A 16,730-nucleotide genomic window follows, 5' to 3' on the forward strand; every position below is an offset into this window, starting at 1 on the left:
CTTTAAAACCTTTCAAAATGATTAAAATCAGTCTGCAGTTAGCAAGAAAAATAACATGCTGAAGGAGAGAACAATGATTGACGTCGTGACCCACGGCGCGGAGTGGTTTATCGGCCTGTTTCAGAAAGGCGGCGAGGTGTTTACCGGCATGGTGACCGGGATCCTCCCCTTGCTGATCAGTCTGCTGGTGATCATGAACGCGCTGATCAACTTTATTGGCCAGCAGCGGATCGAAAAACTGGCGCAGCGCTGCGCCGGGAACCCGATCTCCCGCTACCTGCTGTTGCCCTGCATCGGTACCTTTGTGTTTTGTAACCCGATGACCCTGAGCCTGGGCCGCTTTATGCCAGAGAAGTACAAGCCCAGCTATTACGCGGCGGCGTCCTATAGCTGCCACTCAATGAACGGTCTGTTTCCGCATATCAACCCCGGCGAACTGTTCGTCTATCTCGGCATCGCCAACGGCCTCACCACCCTCGGCCTGCCGCTCGGTCCGCTGGCGGTGAGCTATCTGCTGGTCGGGCTGGTGACCAACTTCTTCCGCGGCTGGGTTACCGACCTGACCACCTCGATTTTCGAGCGAAAAATGGCGATTCAGCTGGCTCAGAAAGTGCATCTGTCAGGAGCGGCATCATGACCCGGATTCGTATTGAGAAAGGCACCGGCGGCTGGGGCGGCCCCCTTGAGCTCGACGTCGTCGAGGGCAAAAAGATCGTCTATATCACCGCCGGCACCCGCCCGGCGATCGTTGACCGTATCGCCAGCCTGACCGGCTGGCAGGCGGTGGACGGTTTTAAAGAGGGCGAACCGGCGGAAAGCGACATCGGCGTGGCGATTATCGACTGCGGAGGCACCCTGCGCTGCGGGCTCTATCCCAAGCGCCGCATCCCGACGGTGAATATCCATGCCACCGGCAAATCGGGGCCGCTGGCCCAGTACATCACAGAAGATATCTACGTCTCCGGCGTCAAGGAGGAGAACATTCAGCGCATCGCGACCGGCGGCACGATAGCTCCCGAGCCACCGGCGGAGAACAACCGCGCGGGTCGCGACTACGACGCCAGCAAAAAGATCACTGAACAGAGCGATGGCCTACTGGCGAAGGTCGGGATGGGGATGGGCTCGGTGGTGGCGGTGCTGTTCCAGGCCGGACGCGACACCATCGATACGGTGCTGAAGACGATCCTGCCGTTTATGGCCTTCGTCTCGGCGCTGATCGGCATCATCATGGCCTCCGGCATCGGCGATTGGATCGCCCATGGCCTGGCGCCGCTCGCCAGCCATCCGCTGGGTCTGGTGACCCTGGCGCTGATCTGCTCCTTCCCGCTGCTGTCGCCGTTTCTCGGCCCCGGCGCGGTTATCGCCCAGGTGATTGGCGTACTGATCGGCGTGCAGATCGGCCTCGGCAATATTCCGCCGCACCTCGCCCTGCCGGCGCTGTTCGCCATTAACGCCCAGGCCGCCTGCGATTTTATCCCGGTTGGCCTGTCGCTGGCCGAAGCCCGCCAGGATACCGTGCGCGTCGGCGTGCCGTCGGTGCTGGTCAGCCGCTTTTTGACCGGCGCGCCAACGGTGCTGATCGCGTGGTTCGTTTCCGGATTTATTTACCAGTAAGAGGGGCCAGAACATGACCGTGATTTACCAGACCACCATTACGCACATCGGCGCCTGCGCGGCGATGGCGCTGGAAGAGCAAATGCTGATCACCTTCCGCGAGGGCGCCCCGGCGGATATCGAAGCGTATTGCTTTATTCACAACCACGGCGAGCTTGCCGGTTCGCTGCAGCCGGGTGCAGAGCTGCAGCTTGGCGAGCTGCGCTACCCGGTGACCGCCGTCGGCGACGTTGCCGAGCAAAATCTGCGCGAGCTGGGCCATATCACCCTGCGCTTTGACGGCCATCGCGACGCGGAGTTTCCGGGGACCGTCCACGTGGCGGGCCCGGTGCCGGACGCCATTGCGCCCGGCTGCGTACTGAAATTTGTTGCTTAACAGGAGAGAAAGATGAATCAGGTTGCTGTTGTCATTGGCGGTGGACAAACCTTAGGAGAGTTTCTGTGCCGCGGGCTGGCCGCCGAGGGCTACCGCGTGGCGGTGGTCGATATTCAGAGCGAAAAAGCCAGCCGCGTCGCCCAGGAGATTAACGCTGAATATGGCGAAGGCATGGCGTATGGCTTCGGCGCCGACGCCACCAGCGAGGCCAGCGTCACCGCGCTGGCCCATGGGGTGGATGAGATTTTCTCGCGCGTCGACTTGCTGGTGTACAGCGCCGGCATCGCCAAAGCGGCGTTTATTAGCGACTTTGCGCTGGGGGATTTCGACCGCTCGCTACAGGTCAATCTGGTGGGCTACTTCCTCTGCGCCCGCGAATTCTCCCGGCTGATGATCCGCGACGGCATTAAGGGACGCATCATTCAGATCAACTCGAAATCCGGCAAAGTCGGCAGCAAGCACAACTCCGGCTACAGCGCGGCGAAGTTCGGCGGCGTCGGACTGACCCAGTCGCTGGCGCTGGATCTGGCGGAATACGGCATTACCGTACACTCACTGATGCTCGGCAATCTGCTGAAGTCGCCGATGTTCCAGTCGCTGCTGCCGCAGTACGCCACCAAGCTCGGTATCGATGAGAGCGAGGTCGAGCAGTACTACATCGACAAGGTGCCGCTGAAGCGCGGTTGCGAATATCAGGATGTGCTGAACGTATTAATGTTTTACGCCAGCCCGCAGGCGTCGTACTGCACCGGGCAGTCAATCAACGTTACCGGCGGTCAGGTGATGTTTTAAAGGGATCCCGGATGGCGCCGCGCTTATCCGGGCTACAAAACTGTAGGTCGGGTAAGGCGTTAGCCGCTACCCGACGAAAAGGCACCGCGGATCGCTCGGGTTAGGCGCTCGCGCCACGACCCGGGTTGTTCCCGCCCCCCTTAAGGAGATACCTATGGTTACCGCATTAATCACCGTCGCCGCCATCGCCTGGCTTACCCAAATGGCCTTTGGCGGCTGGCAGATCCGCCGTTTCAATCGCGCTTTCGACAGCCTGTGCCAGCAGGGTCGGGTGGGGGTCGGCCGCTCCGCCGGACGCTTTCAACCGCGCGCCATCGTCGCTATCGCCGTTGATGATGACAACCGCATTTGCGACACGCTGCTGATGAAAGGCTTCACCATTTTCGCCCGTCCGCAAAAAATCCCCGCGCTGGACGGCAAACATATCGCGGAATTGCAGCCTGATGTGATCTTTCCCCATGATCCGCGCTGTCAGAATGCACTATCATTAGCGCTTAATCCGAAACATGGATAATTTCGTTGTAAAAGTAAATATCTTGCGAAATTATCACTTCGAAACTTAAACGCAGGATAGACGCCTATGAAACCACGTCAGCGCCAGGCAGCCATTCTCGAGTTCCTGCAGTCGCAGGGAAAATGCTCGGTCGAAGAGCTGGCGCAACATTTCGATACGACCGGCACCACCATCCGTAAGGATCTGGTCACGCTGGAAAACGCCGGCACCGTCATTCGCACCTACGGTGGCGTGGTACTCAACAAGGATGAAGCCGATCCGCCGATCGATCATAAGACGTTGATCAACACCCATAAGAAAGCGCGCATCGCCGAAGCGGCGGTGCGTTTTATTCATGATGGCGACTCCCTCATCCTCGATGCCGGCAGCACGGTGCTGCAGATGGTCCCGCTGCTCAGCCGCTTCAATAACATCACGGTGATGACCAACAGCCTGCATATCGTCAATGCCCTTGCCGAACTGGATAATGAACAGACTATCCTGATGCCCGGCGGCACCTTCCGCAAAAAATCGGCCTCCTTTCACGGCCAGCTGGCGGAAAACGCTTTCGAACAGTTCAGTTTCGACAAGCTGTTTATGGGCACCGACGGCATCGATCTGAACGCCGGCGTCACCACCTTCAATGAGGTGTATACCGTCAGCAAGGCGATGTGCAACGCCGCCCGCGAAGTGATCCTGATGGCCGACTCGTCAAAGTTTGGCCGTAAAAGCCCCAATATTGTCTGCGGCCTGGAGCGCGTGGATAAACTGATTACCGATGCCGATATTGACCCTGCATTCCAGCGGGCGCTGGAAGCCAAAGGCATAGAAGTCATCATTACTGGAGAACATCATGAGTAACTTTTTGTTAGAGGCCGGACGCCAGACCCTGATGCTGGAGCTACAGGAGGCGAGCCGCCTGCCGGAACGCCTGGGCGATGACTTCATCCGCGCGGCGGAGACCATCATCCACTGCGAGGGCAAACTGATTGTCTCCGGTATCGGGAAATCCGGTCATATCGGCAAAAAGCTGGCGGCGACCTTCGCCAGCACCGGCACTCCGGCCTTTTTCGTCCACCCGGCGGAAGCCCTGCACGGCGATCTCGGCATGCTCGACGGTCGCGATGTGATGCTGTTTATCTCCTACTCCGGCAGCGCGAAAGAGCTGGATCTGATCGTGCCGCGGCTGGAGGAAAAAGGGATCCCCCTGCTGGCGATGACCGGCAAATCCACCTCGCCGCTGGCGCTGGCGGCGAAAGCAGTGCTGGATATCGCCGTGGAGCGCGAAGCCTGTCCGATGCATCTGGCGCCGACCTCCAGCACCGTCAACACCCTGATGCTCGGCGACGCGCTGGCGATGGCGGTGATGCAAGCCCGCGGCTTCAGTGAAGAGGATTTCGCTCGCTCCCATCCGGCGGGGGCGCTCGGCGCGCGTCTGCTGAACAAAGTGCATCATCTGATGCGCCGCGACGACGAAGTGCCGCGCGTCGGTACAGACGCCAACGTCATGGACGCGATGCTCGAGCTGAGCCGGACCGGGCTCGGCCTGGTGGCGGTCTGCGATGAGGCCAACCGCGTGCAGGGCGTCTTCACCGACGGCGACCTGCGCCGCTGGCTGGTGGGCGGCGGCACCTTAAACGACGGCGTCACGCAGGCGATGACCCGCAACGGCGTGACGCTGCAGGCGGAGAGCCGCGCGGTGGAAGCCAAAGAGCGGCTGATGAAACATAAAATCAGCGCCGCGCCGGTAGTGGATGAAAACGGCCTGCTGGTCGGCGCCATCAACCTGCAGAACTTTTACCAGGCCGGGATCCTTTAAGCCCCAGACGTTTCGCCAGCCGGTGCAGGTTGGCGACGTCCAGTTCCAGCGCGCGGGCGGTCGCCGCCCAGTTGCCCTGATGCGCCGCCAGCGTGCGGGAAATCGCCTCGCGCTGGAAGTTATCCGTGGCTTCGCGCAGATTGACGTTGCCCATCGCCGGCGCCGCTGCCATCTCCTCGGTCGGCAACGTCGGCGCAGCCGCTGTAAACTGGAAATGCTGCGGCTCCAGTACTACGTCATCGCCAGCCTGGGTAGCCCGCGCCAGCACCACCGCCCGGTGAATGGCATGCTCCAGTTCGCGCACGTTGCCCGGCCACGACCACTGCTGCAGCCTGTTACGCGTTGCCTCACTTAAAATTACCCGCGCCAGCCCCATCCGCAGGCGGCACTGCTCGCAAAAATAGCCTGCCAGCAGCACCACGTCATTTTCCCGCTCGCGCAGCGCCGGAACCGACAGCGGGAAAACGCTCAGCCGGTGATAGAGATCGGCGCGAAAGCGCCCTTCCACCACCTCCTGGCGCAGATCGCGGTTGGTCGCCGCCAGCACCCGCACATCGACCCGCAGGCTGCGGTCATCGCCGACACGCTGAATATCGCCATACTGCAGGACGCGCAGCAGCTTCGCCTGCAGCGCCAGCGACAGTTCGCCGATTTCGTCGAGGAACAGCGTGCCGTTATCGGCCATCTCAAATTTGCCGCTGCGGTTGCTGATAGCCCCGGTAAATGCCCCTTTCACGTGACCGAACAGCTCGCTCTCCGCCACGCTCTCCGGCAGCGCCGCGCAGTTGAGGTACACCAGCGGGTTAGCCGCCCGCGGCGAACCCTGATGCACCGCCTTCGCCACCAGCTCTTTGCCGGTCCCCGTTTCGCCGCTGATCAGCACGTTTAAATCCGAGGCAGCGACAATCTCGATCTCTTTTTTCAGCTGCAGCATCGGCGCCGACAGGCCGATGAGCTCCTGGCGCTCCGGCTGCGGGTAATTCACCACCTGCGGCGGCAGGACGTTTTGCGCTTCAAGGCGGGCGATAAGCAGCGCGTTATTCAGCGCCCCGGCCACCAGGGCGGCGATCAGCCGCAGCTCTTCATCGCTGAAGCTGTCGAAGCGGTCGGCATCCATACCGTCAAGGGTCAGTGCGCCGATCAGCGTTTGCCCGGCAAACAGCGGCAGCCCCACGCAGGCGTGAACCTTGAGGCTCTCCTGGCCGGGGATCAGGCCGTCATAGGGGTCCGGCAGGTCGCTGTCCGCCGGGAAGCGCACCACATCGCCGGCGCGGGCGATCGCCTCCAGCCGCGGATGCCCATCCAGCGCAAAGCGCCGGCCAAGCACATCCTGCGCCAGGCCATCGATCGCCAGCGGCACAAACTGATGGGCCTCATAGCGCAGCAGCGCCGAGGCGTCGCAGCCCAGGATCTGCCGCAGGGTGGCGATCAGGCGCGAAAAGCGGTCGACGTGACCGATATCGCTTTGTAAATCAATGGCGATTCTCGCCAGCGCCTCAACGGAAAAACTCATCATCGCTCCATTGTCATTTTGACAACCTTAATAGTCATATCGACTATTTTAATCATTGTCATTTTGACAGCAACGAAAATCATGAAAATTTAAAAATTCTTTTTATTCAATACTTTAAAAAACTGGCACGCAACTTGTAATACGCCAGGCAACTGAGTTTAAACACACTGTATTGATTGAGGTTGCTATGTCTATTGTGGTGAAAAATAACATTCTTTGGGTTGGCCAACGTGACTGGGAAGTGCGTGATTTCCACGGCACCGAATATAAAACGCTGCGCGGCAGCAGCTATAACAGCTATCTCATCCGCGAAGAGAAAAACGTGCTGATCGATACCGTCGATCATAAATTCAGCCGCGAGTTCGTGCAGAACCTGCGCCGCGAAATCGACCTCGCCGACCTCGACTACATCGTTATTAACCACGCCGAAGAGGACCACGCCGGCGCGTTGACTGAGCTGATGATGCAGATCCCGGATACGCCGATCTACTGCACCGCCAACGCCATCGACTCCATCAACGGTCATCACCACCATCCGGAGTGGAACTTCCACGTGGTGAAAACTGGCGACACTCTCGATATCGGCAACGGTAAGCAGCTGATCTTCGTCGAAACGCCAATGCTGCACTGGCCGGACAGCATGATGACCTACCTGACCGGCGACGCGGTGCTGTTCAGCAATGACGCCTTCGGGCAGCACTACTGCGACGAACATCTGTTCAACGATGAAGTGGACCAGAGTGAACTGTACGAACAGTGCCAGCGCTACTACGCCAACATCCTGACGCCGTTCAGCCGCCTGGTGACGCCGAAAATTAACGAAATCCTCGGCTTCAACCTGCCGGTAGCGATGATTGCCACCTCCCACGGCGTGGTCTGGCGCGATAACCCGACGCAAATCGTCGAGAAATACCTCGAATGGGCGGCGGATTATCAGGAAGATCGCATCACGATTTTCTACGACACCATGTCCAACAACACCCGCATGATGGCGGACGCCATTGCCCAGGGGATCACTGAGGTCGACCCACGGGTGGCGGTGAAAATCTTTAACGTCGCCCGCAGCGACAAAAACGACATCCTCACCAATGTTTTCCGCTCGAAGGGCGTGCTGGTGGGCACCTCCACCATGAACAACGTGATGATGCCGAAAATCGCCGGGCTGGTGGAAGAGATGACCGGGCTGCGTTTTCGCAACAAACGCGCCAGCGCCTTTGGCTCCCACGGCTGGAGCGGCGGCGCGGTAGACCGCCTGTCCACCCGCCTGCAGGATGCCGGCTTTGAGATGTCCCTGAGCCTGAAAGCCAAATGGCGCCCGGATATCGACGCGCTCGAACTGTGCCGCCAACACGGTCGCGACATCGCCCGCCAGTGGGCCCTCTCCCCGCTGCCGGTTGCTGAAGCGACAGTCACGCCGGAACAACAGGACTGCGCCTGTGCCGCCGCCACGGCCGCCGATCTCGGTCCCATGATGCAGTGCAGCGTCTGCCAGTGGGTGTATGACCCGGCGAAAGGCGAACCTAACCAGGATGTCCAGCCGGGTACGCCCTGGAGTGAAGTGCCGGACAATTTCCTTTGTCCTGAGTGTTCTCTTGGCAAAGATGTCTTTGACGTCCTGGCGATGGAGGCAAAATGAGTGATGGTATCGTCATCATCGGCTCGGGCTTCGCGGCCCGCCAGCTGGTGAAAAATATTCGTAAGCAGGATGCCGGAATCCCGCTGACCCTCATCGCCGCCGATAGCATGGATGAGTACAACAAGCCCGATCTCAGCCACGTCATCAGCCGCGGACAGCACGCCGACGATCTCACCCTGCAAAGCGCCGGCGAGTTCGCCGAGCAGTACAATCTGCGCCTGTTTCCCCATACCTGGGTGAACGATGTCGACGCTGAAAACCATCGGGTGAAAAGCCTGGATAAGCAGTGGCGCTACGACAAACTGGTGCTGGCCACCGGCGCCACGCCGTTTATCCCCCCGGTGCCGGGCCGCGAGCTGATGCTGACGCTGAACAGCCAGCGCGAATATGGCGCCGCGCAGAGCCAGCTCCGCGACGCCAGGCGGGTGCTGATCGTCGGCGGCGGCCTGATTGGCTGCGAGCTGGCGATGGATTTCTGTCGCGCCGGTAAAGCGGTGACGGTGGTTGATAACGCCGCCAGCGTACTGGCGGCGCTGATGCCGCCGGAGGTCAGCAGCCGTCTGCAGCATCGCCTCACCGGGATGGGCGTCCATCTGATGTTAAAAACGCAGCTGGAAGGGCTTGAGCATACCGCCGACGGCATCCGCGTTAGCCTCGATCGCCAGCGCGTGATAACCGTCGATGCAGTGGTGGCCGCCGCCGGCCTGCGCCCGGAAACCTCGCTGGCGCGCCACGCCGGATTGCAGATTAACCGCGGCGTGGTGGTCAATAGCCAGCTGCAAACCAGCGACCCGGCGATTTACGCCCTCGGCGACTGTGCGGAAATCAACGGTACGGTACTGCCGTTCCTGCAGCCGATTTTACTCAGCGCCATGTGCCTGAGTAAAAACCTGCTGGCGCAGACGGGAGAACTGAAACTGCCGCCGATGCTGGTGAAGGTGAAGACCCCGGATCTGCCGCTGCATCTGGCCGGCGATACCCGTCGCGAGGATCTGACGTGGAACATCGTGGCCGCCAAAGAGGGGCTGGTGGCGAAAGGGCTGGATGGTGAGAAGCAGCTGCGCGCCTTTGTGGTCAGCGAAGACAAGATGAAAGACGCCTTTGCCCTGCTCAAACAGCTGGGGAGTTGATGACCTTCCAGGCAGCCCTGTTGCGCCGTTAGTTTGCCGGGTGGCGCTACGCTTACCCGGCCTACAGGATCCACTCACAGGCTCACACCCCGTAGGCCCGTGCAAGCGCAGCGCCGCCGGGCAAGATATCAGGCACGGTATCCTTGATTTCGCCGGGTGGCGGCTGCACCTTACCCGGCCTACAGCCCCAAATCACCGCTGGCGCTGGGGTCGCTGAAACTGCCGGTGCTGACGGCCTCAAAATCGCTGAGACATTCCCGGAAGGCCGGGGCAGCCCGCATGGATGCGGGCTGAGGGCCGTGTTTTGCACGGACGCTGCCTCGGCCCGACCCGAAGCCTGCAGGGATAAGTCGAAGGGACCGCGCAGCGGCGATTTTGCTGGCCGGAGCCCGGGGGTACAGGGGGCGGCGGCGACTGGCCGCCCCCTGTGCGCTCCCTGCGCCATGAAAGACATAACGCAGAAGATTAACCGGGAGCGCAATGTACGCTGAAGTTACAGGCGACAGACGCTGTTGCCGGAGTGACAAAGTGGCATTCCGATAACCGTATCTGCAATACACGCAGCGCCGCCGGGCAAGCATTGATTACCTCCCACGCAGCCCTGTTGCGCGGTTATTTTGCCGGGAGGCGCTACGCTTACCCGGCCTACGGATGCAGTCCGTAAGCTCAGATACCGTAGGCCCGCGCAAGCGCAGCGCCGCCGGGCAAGCATTGATTACCTCCCACGCAGCCTGTTGCGCGGTAATTTCGCCGGCTGGCGCTACGCTTACCCGGCCTGCGGACGCCGCCCGTAAGTGCATAAGGGCAGAATAATTAACCGGGAGCGCAGGTTCGGTTAACACTTAATACGTTGTTTCTGTCTGAGCCAACTCCTGCAGCACCTGCAGAATGTTGGCCGCGGCGGCGGTCCCCATTTTCACGTAAGAGGCATCGCTAACGCCGCCCACATGCGGAGAGAGAATGACATTATCGATCGCCTGCCAGATATGCGGCGTGGTTAATGGTTCACTATTAAAGCTGTCAAGCGCCGCCCAGCGCAAGGTCCCCGCTTTTAATGCCGCGGCCAGCGCCGCATCGTCAATCAACCCGCCGCGCGCGGTATTCACGAGGATGGCGCCCGGCTTACACTGCGCCAGCGTGGCGGCATTGATCATTCCCCTGTTTTGTTGCGTCAAAGGGCAATGAAGCGACAGCACATCGGCCTGCATGAGCAGCTCGCTAAGTTCAGCAACACGTTCACATTCCGGCGGAACCGCTTTCGCATAGGGATCGTAAGCCAGAACCTTCATGCCAAAGGCACAGGCAATCTTCGCCACCCGGCTGCCAATGGCGCCGAGGCCGATGAGTCCCAGCGTTCTGCCCTCAAGCTCAAGCGATTTATGCGTTGATTTATCCCAGTGCCCTTCGCGCAGGCGGCGATCAAGCGGAATGACCGACTTAGCACAGGCCAGAATTAACGCCCAGGTGTGTTCGGAAACCGCGGCGGCATTCGCCCCGGTCGCCGCGCGAACCAGAATGCCGCGCGCGGCAGCCGCCTCAACGTCAATGACATCGATGCCACTGCCATGTTTGGCAATCACCTTCAATGCCGGGGCGGCATCCATAACGGCGGCAGTGATGTGGCCATAGCGCACCAGGATGGCGACGGGATTGTGCTGCTGGCACAGCGCGATCAGCTGGGCCTCTGTAGGCTGGCGGCCGGCAAAGACAAGTTCGTAATCTTCCAGCATCCCCAGCGCCGCGTCAGCCAAATCGCTGCCGGTAATCAGTATGACATTTTTAGCGCTCATGGCAGTGTCTCCCCTTCGCTCAGCATCCCCGCCTGACGCAGAGCGCTCTCCAGCCAGTGCGGACGAAGGTTGCCGTCGCGGATAGCAACCAGACGTTTTGATTCCATTTCCAGTTTACCTTTCGCCAGCTCGATGATAGTGCGGACTTCATCGCGCGGGATAACAACCACGCCGTCAATATCCCCTACCACTAAGTCACCTGCCTGCACCGCGGCGCCACCGACCGAAATGGCATGATTGACCCGGCCAGGAATGAACTTGGTGGGGCCGCACGGATTCAGGCCGGCTGCGAAAACCGGAAAGCGTTGTTTACTTAAGGTTTCCGCATCACGAACAGCGCCATCGATGACGATCCCGGCGATACCGCTGGCCTGCGCCTGCGTTGCCATGATCTCTCCCAGCAGCGCGCAGGAGAGATCGCCCTTCCCGTCGATGACCAGCACGTCGCCAGGTTTGGCGACGGCCATTGCGGCGTGAATAGCCAGATTATCCCCTGGGCGTACCTCTACGGTAATCGCCGGCCCGGCAACCGTCATATGCGGCGCCAGCGGCTTGATGCGGCCATGTAATGTGCCACGGCGTCCGGCTACGTCAGCCAGGATGGCGGCCTGAAATTCGGCAGCCTGACGGACCTCTTCCGCGTCAACACGCGCAATATCAAGATTGATGAGTTTCTGTTGTGAAGCAGACATGGTGACTCTCCATTTGTTTTACTAGGTACAACTTGTGTGTACTATATAAAACAACTATACGAGCATTGCGTCGCTTTTCGCCAGTGTTGCGAAGTTGTTTGTGATGTAAACACGAAGTTACTCACAAAATTCAGGTACAATTTTGGTCGGCAAAAAGGAGAACATGATGGGGAATGAAGGCGTAATTGCCGTTGAAAAGGCGCTGGCTTTACTTGACTGCTTCCGTCCCGGTAATGACAGTCTGACGTTAACCGAGCTGGCCCAGCTTTCGGGATATCACAAAACAACCGTTTATCGCCTGATGAATTCGCTTGAGCGAATGAACTACATCATCCGGCACGACGATGGCACCTATACGCTCGGCCACCGTTTGCTCTATCTCGGCAAGCTCTATGAGCAATCATTTGAACTTGCCAGAGTCGTACAGCCGGAATTGCAGGCGCTGTCGCAGGCCTCCAGCGAAAGCGCAAGCTGGTATGTGATTGAGGGTGGGCAACGCCTGTGCCTGTTCCGCGCCGAAGCCTCCCAGGGATTACGCCACAGCAACCTGCCCGGCAGCCAGTTCCCGCTGGATGGTTCCGCTATCAGCAAGGTTTTACGCCACTGGGGATTGGGTGAATCGTTGCCGGAAGACGAACCGACGCTGCCGTTCTATACCTCCGGCGCGCGCGACCCGCACACTGCGGCCTTCGCAATGCCTGTTTTTGGCGTCCACGATAAACTGATCGCGGCGCTGGCCCTGACCGGGCCGGCATCGCGTCTGACGGAAGATCGTAAAACGAGCGGCATCAGCCAGCTCATGCAGGAGACGGCCAACCGCCTGTCGCTCAAGCTAGGGGCCAGCAAGCCTTTCTGCGAAACGTTTTACGGTGTGAAAGAGTAAGCTTTGCTGAGAAGGCGGGAAAAATCCCGCCTTTGCTTATTAATGGGTCACCTGTTTTTCCTGCCTGGCAGACTGCGAGTAACGGCGCCCCATCGCCAGCACCGCAATGCCGCCTGCCAGACACAAGACGGCCAGCGGCAGCATCGCCAGCGTATAGCTTCCTGTCCGTTCGCTAATAATGCCATAGGCATTCACCATCACCGCGCCGCCAATCAGGTTGGCGATCGCGCCGATGGCCGCCAGCCCGGCGGCAGCTGACGTGCTGCTCATCCAGCCCGATGCCAGCGCCCAGAAGGGGCCCTTCGCCGCATATGCGCCAATCAGTATGGTACTGAGGATCATAATGGTGGCCGGCAGCGATAGATTGATAAATGCCGCGAACACGCCAGCCGCAATCATAAAGAGGGCAAGGGCCGTGTGCCAGCGGCGTTCATTATTCCGGTCCGAACTGCGTCCCCATACAATCATCAGCACCGAGGCCAGGCCATAGGGGATGGCATTCAGCAGCCCGGTGGTCAGGTTATCAAGATGGAACGACTTCAGCAGCTGTGGAGACCAGACGCTTAGCGTGGTGCCGGCAGAAGAAGCGCCAGCGTAAATCAGCGCCATAAGCCAGATCTGGCGATGCTTCAACAGTTGCCATGTCGTGGTGTGGCCGATCTGTGTCTGCTGTTGCCGCTCTGCCTGAAGGGTGTTTTCCAGCCACGTTTTTTGCCGCTCGGTTAACCAGCCAGCCTGGTGAGGGCGGTCGCGCAGAATAAAAAACGCGGCTATTCCCAGCAGTACCGCCGGCAGCCCTTCAATAATGAATAACAGATGCCAGCCACGCAGCCCTAACCAGCCATCCAGGGTCAGGATCAACCCTGAAAGCGGTGAACCGATAAAGTTAGCCAGCGGAATGGCCACCATAAAAGAGGCAATGATACGCGCACGGTAGCGCGACGGGATCCACCAGGTAAGATAAAGCACCACGCCCGGAAAGAAGCCCGCTTCGGCGGCGCCCAGCAAAAAACGGACGATATACAGTGAGGTCGTATTTTGCACCAGCGCCATACACATCGATACCACTCCCCAGCTGATCATAATGCGCGGCAGCCACAAGCGTGCGCCCACCTTCTGCATCGCCAGATTGCTGGGTACTTCAAAAATAAAGTAGGCCACAAAATACAAACTGCTGGCGAAGCCAAAAGCCGCCTTACTTAGCCCCAGATCTTCATTCATCTGCAGCGCCGCCATGCCTATATTGCCCCGGTCAATAATCGACACCAGGTAGCTCACCACCAGGAAAGGCAGGATGCGCCAGATAACCCGTCGCATGGTTTCTTTTTCCAGCGCGTCGTTATCGTTCGCGCGGTTCGGTAATTGATCGGTCATGGTTTCCTCGCAGGGTTTCATTATGTTTATCAGGAAAACGATGTAGAGATGAAATACGTTACTTCAGCTTGATGCCTCTGGTTTCCGGCGCTCGCCACACCACCAGCATCGCCGCAAGGAAAGCAACCACGGTCGTCGCCAGTCCCGCGGTGAAACCGCCGGCATTGGCGACAGCGCCAATCAGTAGCGGCGCAATAAATCCGCCCAGACGGCCTCCGTTATAGGCGAGCCCCATCAGGAAGCCCCGGGAAGAGGTGTCCCCGATGATTTCCGCCAGGAAGGGTCCGGAGCCCGCAAAAATACCGTTAACCCCGAAACCGGCCATGAAAATCGCCACCATCAGAATGATGGGTTGAGTGGCCACAAGGTAAAGCGCGACGGCAATGGCGCCCGTTAACAGATAAATCAGGAACATTGGACGGCGTCCCCACTTATCCGCCAGCACCGAAAACACCAGAAACCCCGCGATGGCCCCAGCCTGCAGCGCAAGTACAAATTTCAGACTGTGCAGAAAATCCAGGTGTTTGACTTCTCGCAGATAGGTGGGTGTCCAGGTAAATACGCCCCAGAACAGATACTGAATAAAAAAGATAAAGACAAAGGCCAGCAGCAGACCTCGCAGATTGTGTTTCCCCAGCTTCGCGGCAGGTTGACTACTCGTCGCCTTCGCCTGTTGACGAGCAAGCCAAACCTGCGATTCCGGTGTGAACCAGGCCACCACGCTCATAATGAACACCGGCAGCGCGCCGATCATAAACAGATAGCGCCATGCCCCCTGCTCCAGGCCGCCATTAACCGAGCTGACGATTGCCGTCAGGCTGATGGCCAGAATCGCGCCAACGGGCAACCCCATTTGCATCAGCGCGCCGCCGCGCGCGCGCCGCTCTGGCCGCCAGGTTTCCGCAATCAGCGCCGCGCCCGATGTCCACATTCCGCCCATACCCAGCGCGCCGCAAAAACGTAACAGCGCGAAATGTTGTTGATCGTGCGTAAAGGCTAACAGGCCGGAAAAGAGTGAATAGATGGCGATACAGGTCAGCGCCGTTTTTACACGGCCAATTTTGTCGGCGATAAAACCAAACAGGATCCCGCCAATAATCTGCCCCCCGGCCGTGACGCTGATAAACAGCCCAAGCTCGGTTTTATTAATACCGAACACCACGCCCAGTACTGGCAACAGCAATGAAAGCAGAAAGGAGTCATAGCTTTCAAATGTCCAGCCAAGGCCGCCCAGCGCCAGCGTCCGCCTCTCAGCAACGCGCTGTGGCAATGTGTCAGGCGTCGCTTTAGTCGCAGTAAATTGATTCAGCTCGCTTTTACTGGTCATTGATCTTCTCCACAGAGGTTAACCGATAACAGGTTGCGGCAGTGCGCCAGAACAACTGCGCCTGTTCGCCAGGGGACATCTGTTGCGCCAGGCGTTTGCAGGCGTTCCAGAAAACGCCGTAGCTGAACATGCCTTTATCGACCGGAAAGTTGCTGGCGAACATGCAGCGTTCCGCACCGAAAAGCGAAACGATGGTCTCAAACCACGGTTGCCAGGCCTGTGCCAGCATTTGCGAATCCGGCGGTGTTTCTGCCGCTGCGAAGGGAAATCCCCTGACCGTCATACCAAATCCGCTAATTTTTACGCATACGTTCGGCAGTTCCGCCAGATGTCGCATACTGTTTCGCCACTGCTGAAACATGTCTGGATCCCGTTCTGAATAGGGTCCAACGCCGACTGGCCCGCCACAGTGATCGAGCACAATCTGAAGCGTTGGTATGTACCGCGCCAGCTCGGCAATTTCATCCAGTTGCGTGTGGTAAACCCACACATCAAGCGACAATCCATTTTTCGCAAGGCAGAGAGCGCCCCGATGGAACGGATCGCTCAGCGCCAGTCCTGGCGGTGGCGTAACCGGGCTGGACGTGACCCGCGGATCGGGATGCCAGGCCAACGGATTGCGCATCCCACGCAGCCGCCCGCCGGATAACGCTATCGCGCTCTCGATGGCAGGCTGCATCGCATCGCCCGCCAGCAAGCTAAGGCCGCCGATGACGGCTTCGCATCCGAGCGCGTTTGCATAATGTCCGCTGGCGAACATCGCGGCGATACCGCTGGCAAACTCGATTTCACCAAGCGGTTTAAGCGTCTCCGGCCCGTCGCGACGCAACATGGAGCGGCATTGCACGTAGACCGATGAGACAACGCGATGCCCTGAGGTCTGGATATCGTCGCTGAACTCATGGGTGAGATAGCGGCCGGTTTGCCGATCCCAAAGATGATGATGCGCATCAATGATGGGCAGCTCGGGTTGTAATGGCGCTTCACGATGTAACGCAAGCCACTCGTTTCTGACCGCAAGGTGCGGCGCGGTAACGATCTCCATGAATACCTCGTTTTGTTTTACCCTGTACAACAGTGTTTTATTTTACAAAACTACTATAACGAGGCTGCCGTGTTTTTATCCAGTTAACGAATGGTTTAAATGATGTAAATAAGAGGTGAATCACAGATGCTGCGGGTCGTTAAAACGAAGAGAAATGAAGATTTGATAAAAATAATAATTTTTCAATGAGTTAAATAAGTGAGCTGATTAACGTAGAGCGATGGTTCGTGACGACCGGTGGGAACC

The 16,730-nt window shown here is 59.0% G+C and carries 16 protein-coding genes; 10 read left to right on the forward strand and 6 right to left on the reverse strand.

Annotated features, from left to right (window positions below):
- Window positions 1-73 precede the first annotated feature (73 nt).
- The 7 genes from GQR96_RS19030 (at window position 74) to gutQ (ending at window position 5,094) form a co-directional block, all read left to right on the forward strand.
- Entirely contained in the window at window positions 74-637 is a 564-nt protein-coding gene (locus GQR96_RS19030) for a PTS glucitol/sorbitol transporter subunit IIC (protein WP_062913534.1), read from the forward strand.
- The gene (locus tag GQR96_RS19035) at window positions 634-1,614 is read left to right on the forward strand and encodes a PTS glucitol/sorbitol transporter subunit IIB (RefSeq protein WP_004205675.1); all 981 of its coding nucleotides are present in this window, start codon (window positions 634-636) and stop codon (window positions 1,612-1,614) included. Before GQR96_RS19030 ends, GQR96_RS19035 begins: the two co-directional genes overlap by 4 nt.
- Before the next feature lie 13 nt (window positions 1,615-1,627).
- A complete protein-coding gene (gene srlB / locus GQR96_RS19040) occupies window positions 1,628-1,990 on the forward strand; it encodes a PTS glucitol/sorbitol transporter subunit IIA (protein ID WP_004205674.1) in 363 nt (120 codons plus the stop codon).
- 12 nt (window positions 1,991-2,002) lie between these two features.
- Window positions 2,003-2,782 (forward strand): sorbitol-6-phosphate dehydrogenase, encoded by a 780-nt coding sequence (gene srlD / locus GQR96_RS19045; RefSeq protein ID WP_002914815.1) that lies wholly within the window; start codon window positions 2,003-2,005, stop codon window positions 2,780-2,782.
- A 154-nt stretch (window positions 2,783-2,936) separates the two neighbouring features.
- Window positions 2,937-3,296, forward strand: a complete 360-nt coding sequence (gutM, locus tag GQR96_RS19050; protein ID WP_048325461.1) for a transcriptional regulator GutM — start codon at window positions 2,937-2,939, stop codon at window positions 3,294-3,296.
- Window positions 3,297-3,362: 66 nt separating this feature from the next.
- Window positions 3,363-4,136, forward strand: coding sequence for a glucitol operon DNA-binding transcriptional repressor SrlR (locus GQR96_RS19055; RefSeq protein WP_004205671.1), 774 nt, complete (start codon window positions 3,363-3,365; stop codon window positions 4,134-4,136).
- On the forward strand, window positions 4,129-5,094 hold the full coding sequence (gene gutQ, locus GQR96_RS19060; RefSeq protein WP_004205670.1) for an arabinose-5-phosphate isomerase GutQ: 966 nt from the start codon (window positions 4,129-4,131) through the stop codon (window positions 5,092-5,094). Before GQR96_RS19055 ends, gutQ begins: the two co-directional genes overlap by 8 nt.
- Here gutQ and norR read toward each other — a convergent pair.
- Window positions 5,057-6,607, reverse strand: a complete 1,551-nt coding sequence (gene norR, locus GQR96_RS19065; RefSeq protein WP_043521289.1) for a nitric oxide reductase transcriptional regulator NorR — start codon at window positions 6,605-6,607, stop codon at window positions 5,057-5,059. The two genes, gutQ and norR, sit on opposite strands and share 38 nt — an antisense overlap.
- Window positions 6,608-6,794: 187 nt before the next feature.
- On the opposite strand from norR, the gene norV reads away from it, so the two are divergent.
- Window positions 6,795-8,243, forward strand: coding sequence for an anaerobic nitric oxide reductase flavorubredoxin (norV, locus tag GQR96_RS19070; protein WP_017901376.1), 1,449 nt, complete (start codon window positions 6,795-6,797; stop codon window positions 8,241-8,243).
- Window positions 8,240-9,373: an NADH:flavorubredoxin reductase NorW gene (gene norW, locus GQR96_RS19075; protein WP_004205667.1), complete on the forward strand. Its 1,134-nt coding sequence runs from the start codon at window positions 8,240-8,242 to the stop codon at window positions 9,371-9,373. The genes norV and norW overlap by 4 nt, the downstream gene beginning before the upstream one ends.
- Window positions 9,374-10,215: 842 nt before the next feature.
- Here norW and GQR96_RS19080 read toward each other — a convergent pair.
- Window positions 10,216-11,163, reverse strand: coding sequence for a hydroxyacid dehydrogenase (locus tag GQR96_RS19080; RefSeq protein WP_004205666.1), 948 nt, complete (start codon window positions 11,161-11,163; stop codon window positions 10,216-10,218).
- The gene (locus tag GQR96_RS19085) at window positions 11,160-11,855 is read right to left on the reverse strand and encodes an RraA family protein (protein ID WP_065905309.1); all 696 of its coding nucleotides are present in this window, start codon (window positions 11,853-11,855) and stop codon (window positions 11,160-11,162) included. Before GQR96_RS19085 ends, GQR96_RS19080 begins: the two co-directional genes overlap by 4 nt.
- Window positions 11,856-12,021: 166 nt before the next feature.
- Here GQR96_RS19085 and GQR96_RS19090 point away from each other — a divergent pair, with 166 nt between their 5' ends.
- Entirely contained in the window at window positions 12,022-12,738 is a 717-nt protein-coding gene (locus tag GQR96_RS19090) for an IclR family transcriptional regulator (RefSeq protein WP_017899643.1), read from the forward strand.
- Between the two features lie 39 nt (window positions 12,739-12,777).
- Here GQR96_RS19090 and GQR96_RS19095 read toward each other — a convergent pair whose 3' ends face one another.
- The 3 genes from GQR96_RS19095 to GQR96_RS19105 are packed head-to-tail and all read right to left on the reverse strand — an operon-like array spanning window position 12,778 to window position 16,484.
- Window positions 12,778-14,112 carry an MFS transporter gene (locus GQR96_RS19095; protein ID WP_049092178.1) on the reverse strand — a complete coding sequence of 445 codons (1,335 nt, stop codon included), beginning with the start codon at window positions 14,110-14,112 and terminating at the stop codon, window positions 12,778-12,780.
- 58 nt (window positions 14,113-14,170) lie between these two features.
- The gene (locus GQR96_RS19100) at window positions 14,171-15,439 is read right to left on the reverse strand and encodes an MFS transporter (RefSeq protein WP_004205662.1); all 1,269 of its coding nucleotides are present in this window, start codon (window positions 15,437-15,439) and stop codon (window positions 14,171-14,173) included.
- Window positions 15,429-16,484: an amidohydrolase family protein gene (locus GQR96_RS19105; RefSeq protein ID WP_004205661.1), complete on the reverse strand. Its 1,056-nt coding sequence runs from the start codon at window positions 16,482-16,484 to the stop codon at window positions 15,429-15,431. The genes GQR96_RS19100 and GQR96_RS19105 overlap by 11 nt, the downstream gene beginning before the upstream one ends.
- Window positions 16,485-16,730: the final 246 nt, after the last annotated feature.

Origin of the sequence: Klebsiella sp. PCX (genome assembly GCF_021869705.1) — a bacterium.
GTDB lineage: Bacteria > Pseudomonadota > Gammaproteobacteria > Enterobacterales > Enterobacteriaceae > Klebsiella > Klebsiella quasipneumoniae.

Excerpts from the sequence above, each read along its gene's own strand:
- GQR96_RS19030 (WP_062913534.1), top strand. The coding sequence starts at position 74 with ATGATTGACGTCGTGACCCACGGCGCGGAGTGGTTTATCGGCCTGTTT.
- GQR96_RS19035 (WP_004205675.1), top strand. The coding sequence starts at position 634 with ATGACCCGGATTCGTATTGAGAAAGGCACCGGCGGCTGGGGCGGCCCC.
- srlB (WP_004205674.1), top strand. The coding sequence starts at position 1,628 with ATGACCGTGATTTACCAGACCACCATTACGCACATCGGCGCCTGCGCG.
- srlD (WP_002914815.1), top strand. The coding sequence starts at position 2,003 with ATGAATCAGGTTGCTGTTGTCATTGGCGGTGGACAAACCTTAGGAGAG.
- gutM (WP_048325461.1), top strand. The coding sequence starts at position 2,937 with ATGGTTACCGCATTAATCACCGTCGCCGCCATCGCCTGGCTTACCCAA.
- GQR96_RS19055 (WP_004205671.1), top strand. The coding sequence starts at position 3,363 with ATGAAACCACGTCAGCGCCAGGCAGCCATTCTCGAGTTCCTGCAGTCG.
- gutQ (WP_004205670.1), top strand. The coding sequence starts at position 4,129 with ATGAGTAACTTTTTGTTAGAGGCCGGACGCCAGACCCTGATGCTGGAG.
- norR (WP_043521289.1), bottom strand. The coding sequence starts at position 6,607 with ATGAGTTTTTCCGTTGAGGCGCTGGCGAGAATCGCCATTGATTTACAA.
- norV (WP_017901376.1), top strand. The coding sequence starts at position 6,795 with ATGTCTATTGTGGTGAAAAATAACATTCTTTGGGTTGGCCAACGTGAC.
- norW (WP_004205667.1), top strand. The coding sequence starts at position 8,240 with ATGAGTGATGGTATCGTCATCATCGGCTCGGGCTTCGCGGCCCGCCAG.
- GQR96_RS19080 (WP_004205666.1), bottom strand. The coding sequence starts at position 11,163 with ATGAGCGCTAAAAATGTCATACTGATTACCGGCAGCGATTTGGCTGAC.
- GQR96_RS19085 (WP_065905309.1), bottom strand. The coding sequence starts at position 11,855 with ATGTCTGCTTCACAACAGAAACTCATCAATCTTGATATTGCGCGTGTT.
- GQR96_RS19090 (WP_017899643.1), top strand. The coding sequence starts at position 12,022 with ATGGGGAATGAAGGCGTAATTGCCGTTGAAAAGGCGCTGGCTTTACTT.
- GQR96_RS19095 (WP_049092178.1), bottom strand. The coding sequence starts at position 14,112 with ATGACCGATCAATTACCGAACCGCGCGAACGATAACGACGCGCTGGAA.
- GQR96_RS19100 (WP_004205662.1), bottom strand. The coding sequence starts at position 15,439 with ATGACCAGTAAAAGCGAGCTGAATCAATTTACTGCGACTAAAGCGACG.
- GQR96_RS19105 (WP_004205661.1), bottom strand. The coding sequence starts at position 16,484 with ATGGAGATCGTTACCGCGCCGCACCTTGCGGTCAGAAACGAGTGGCTT.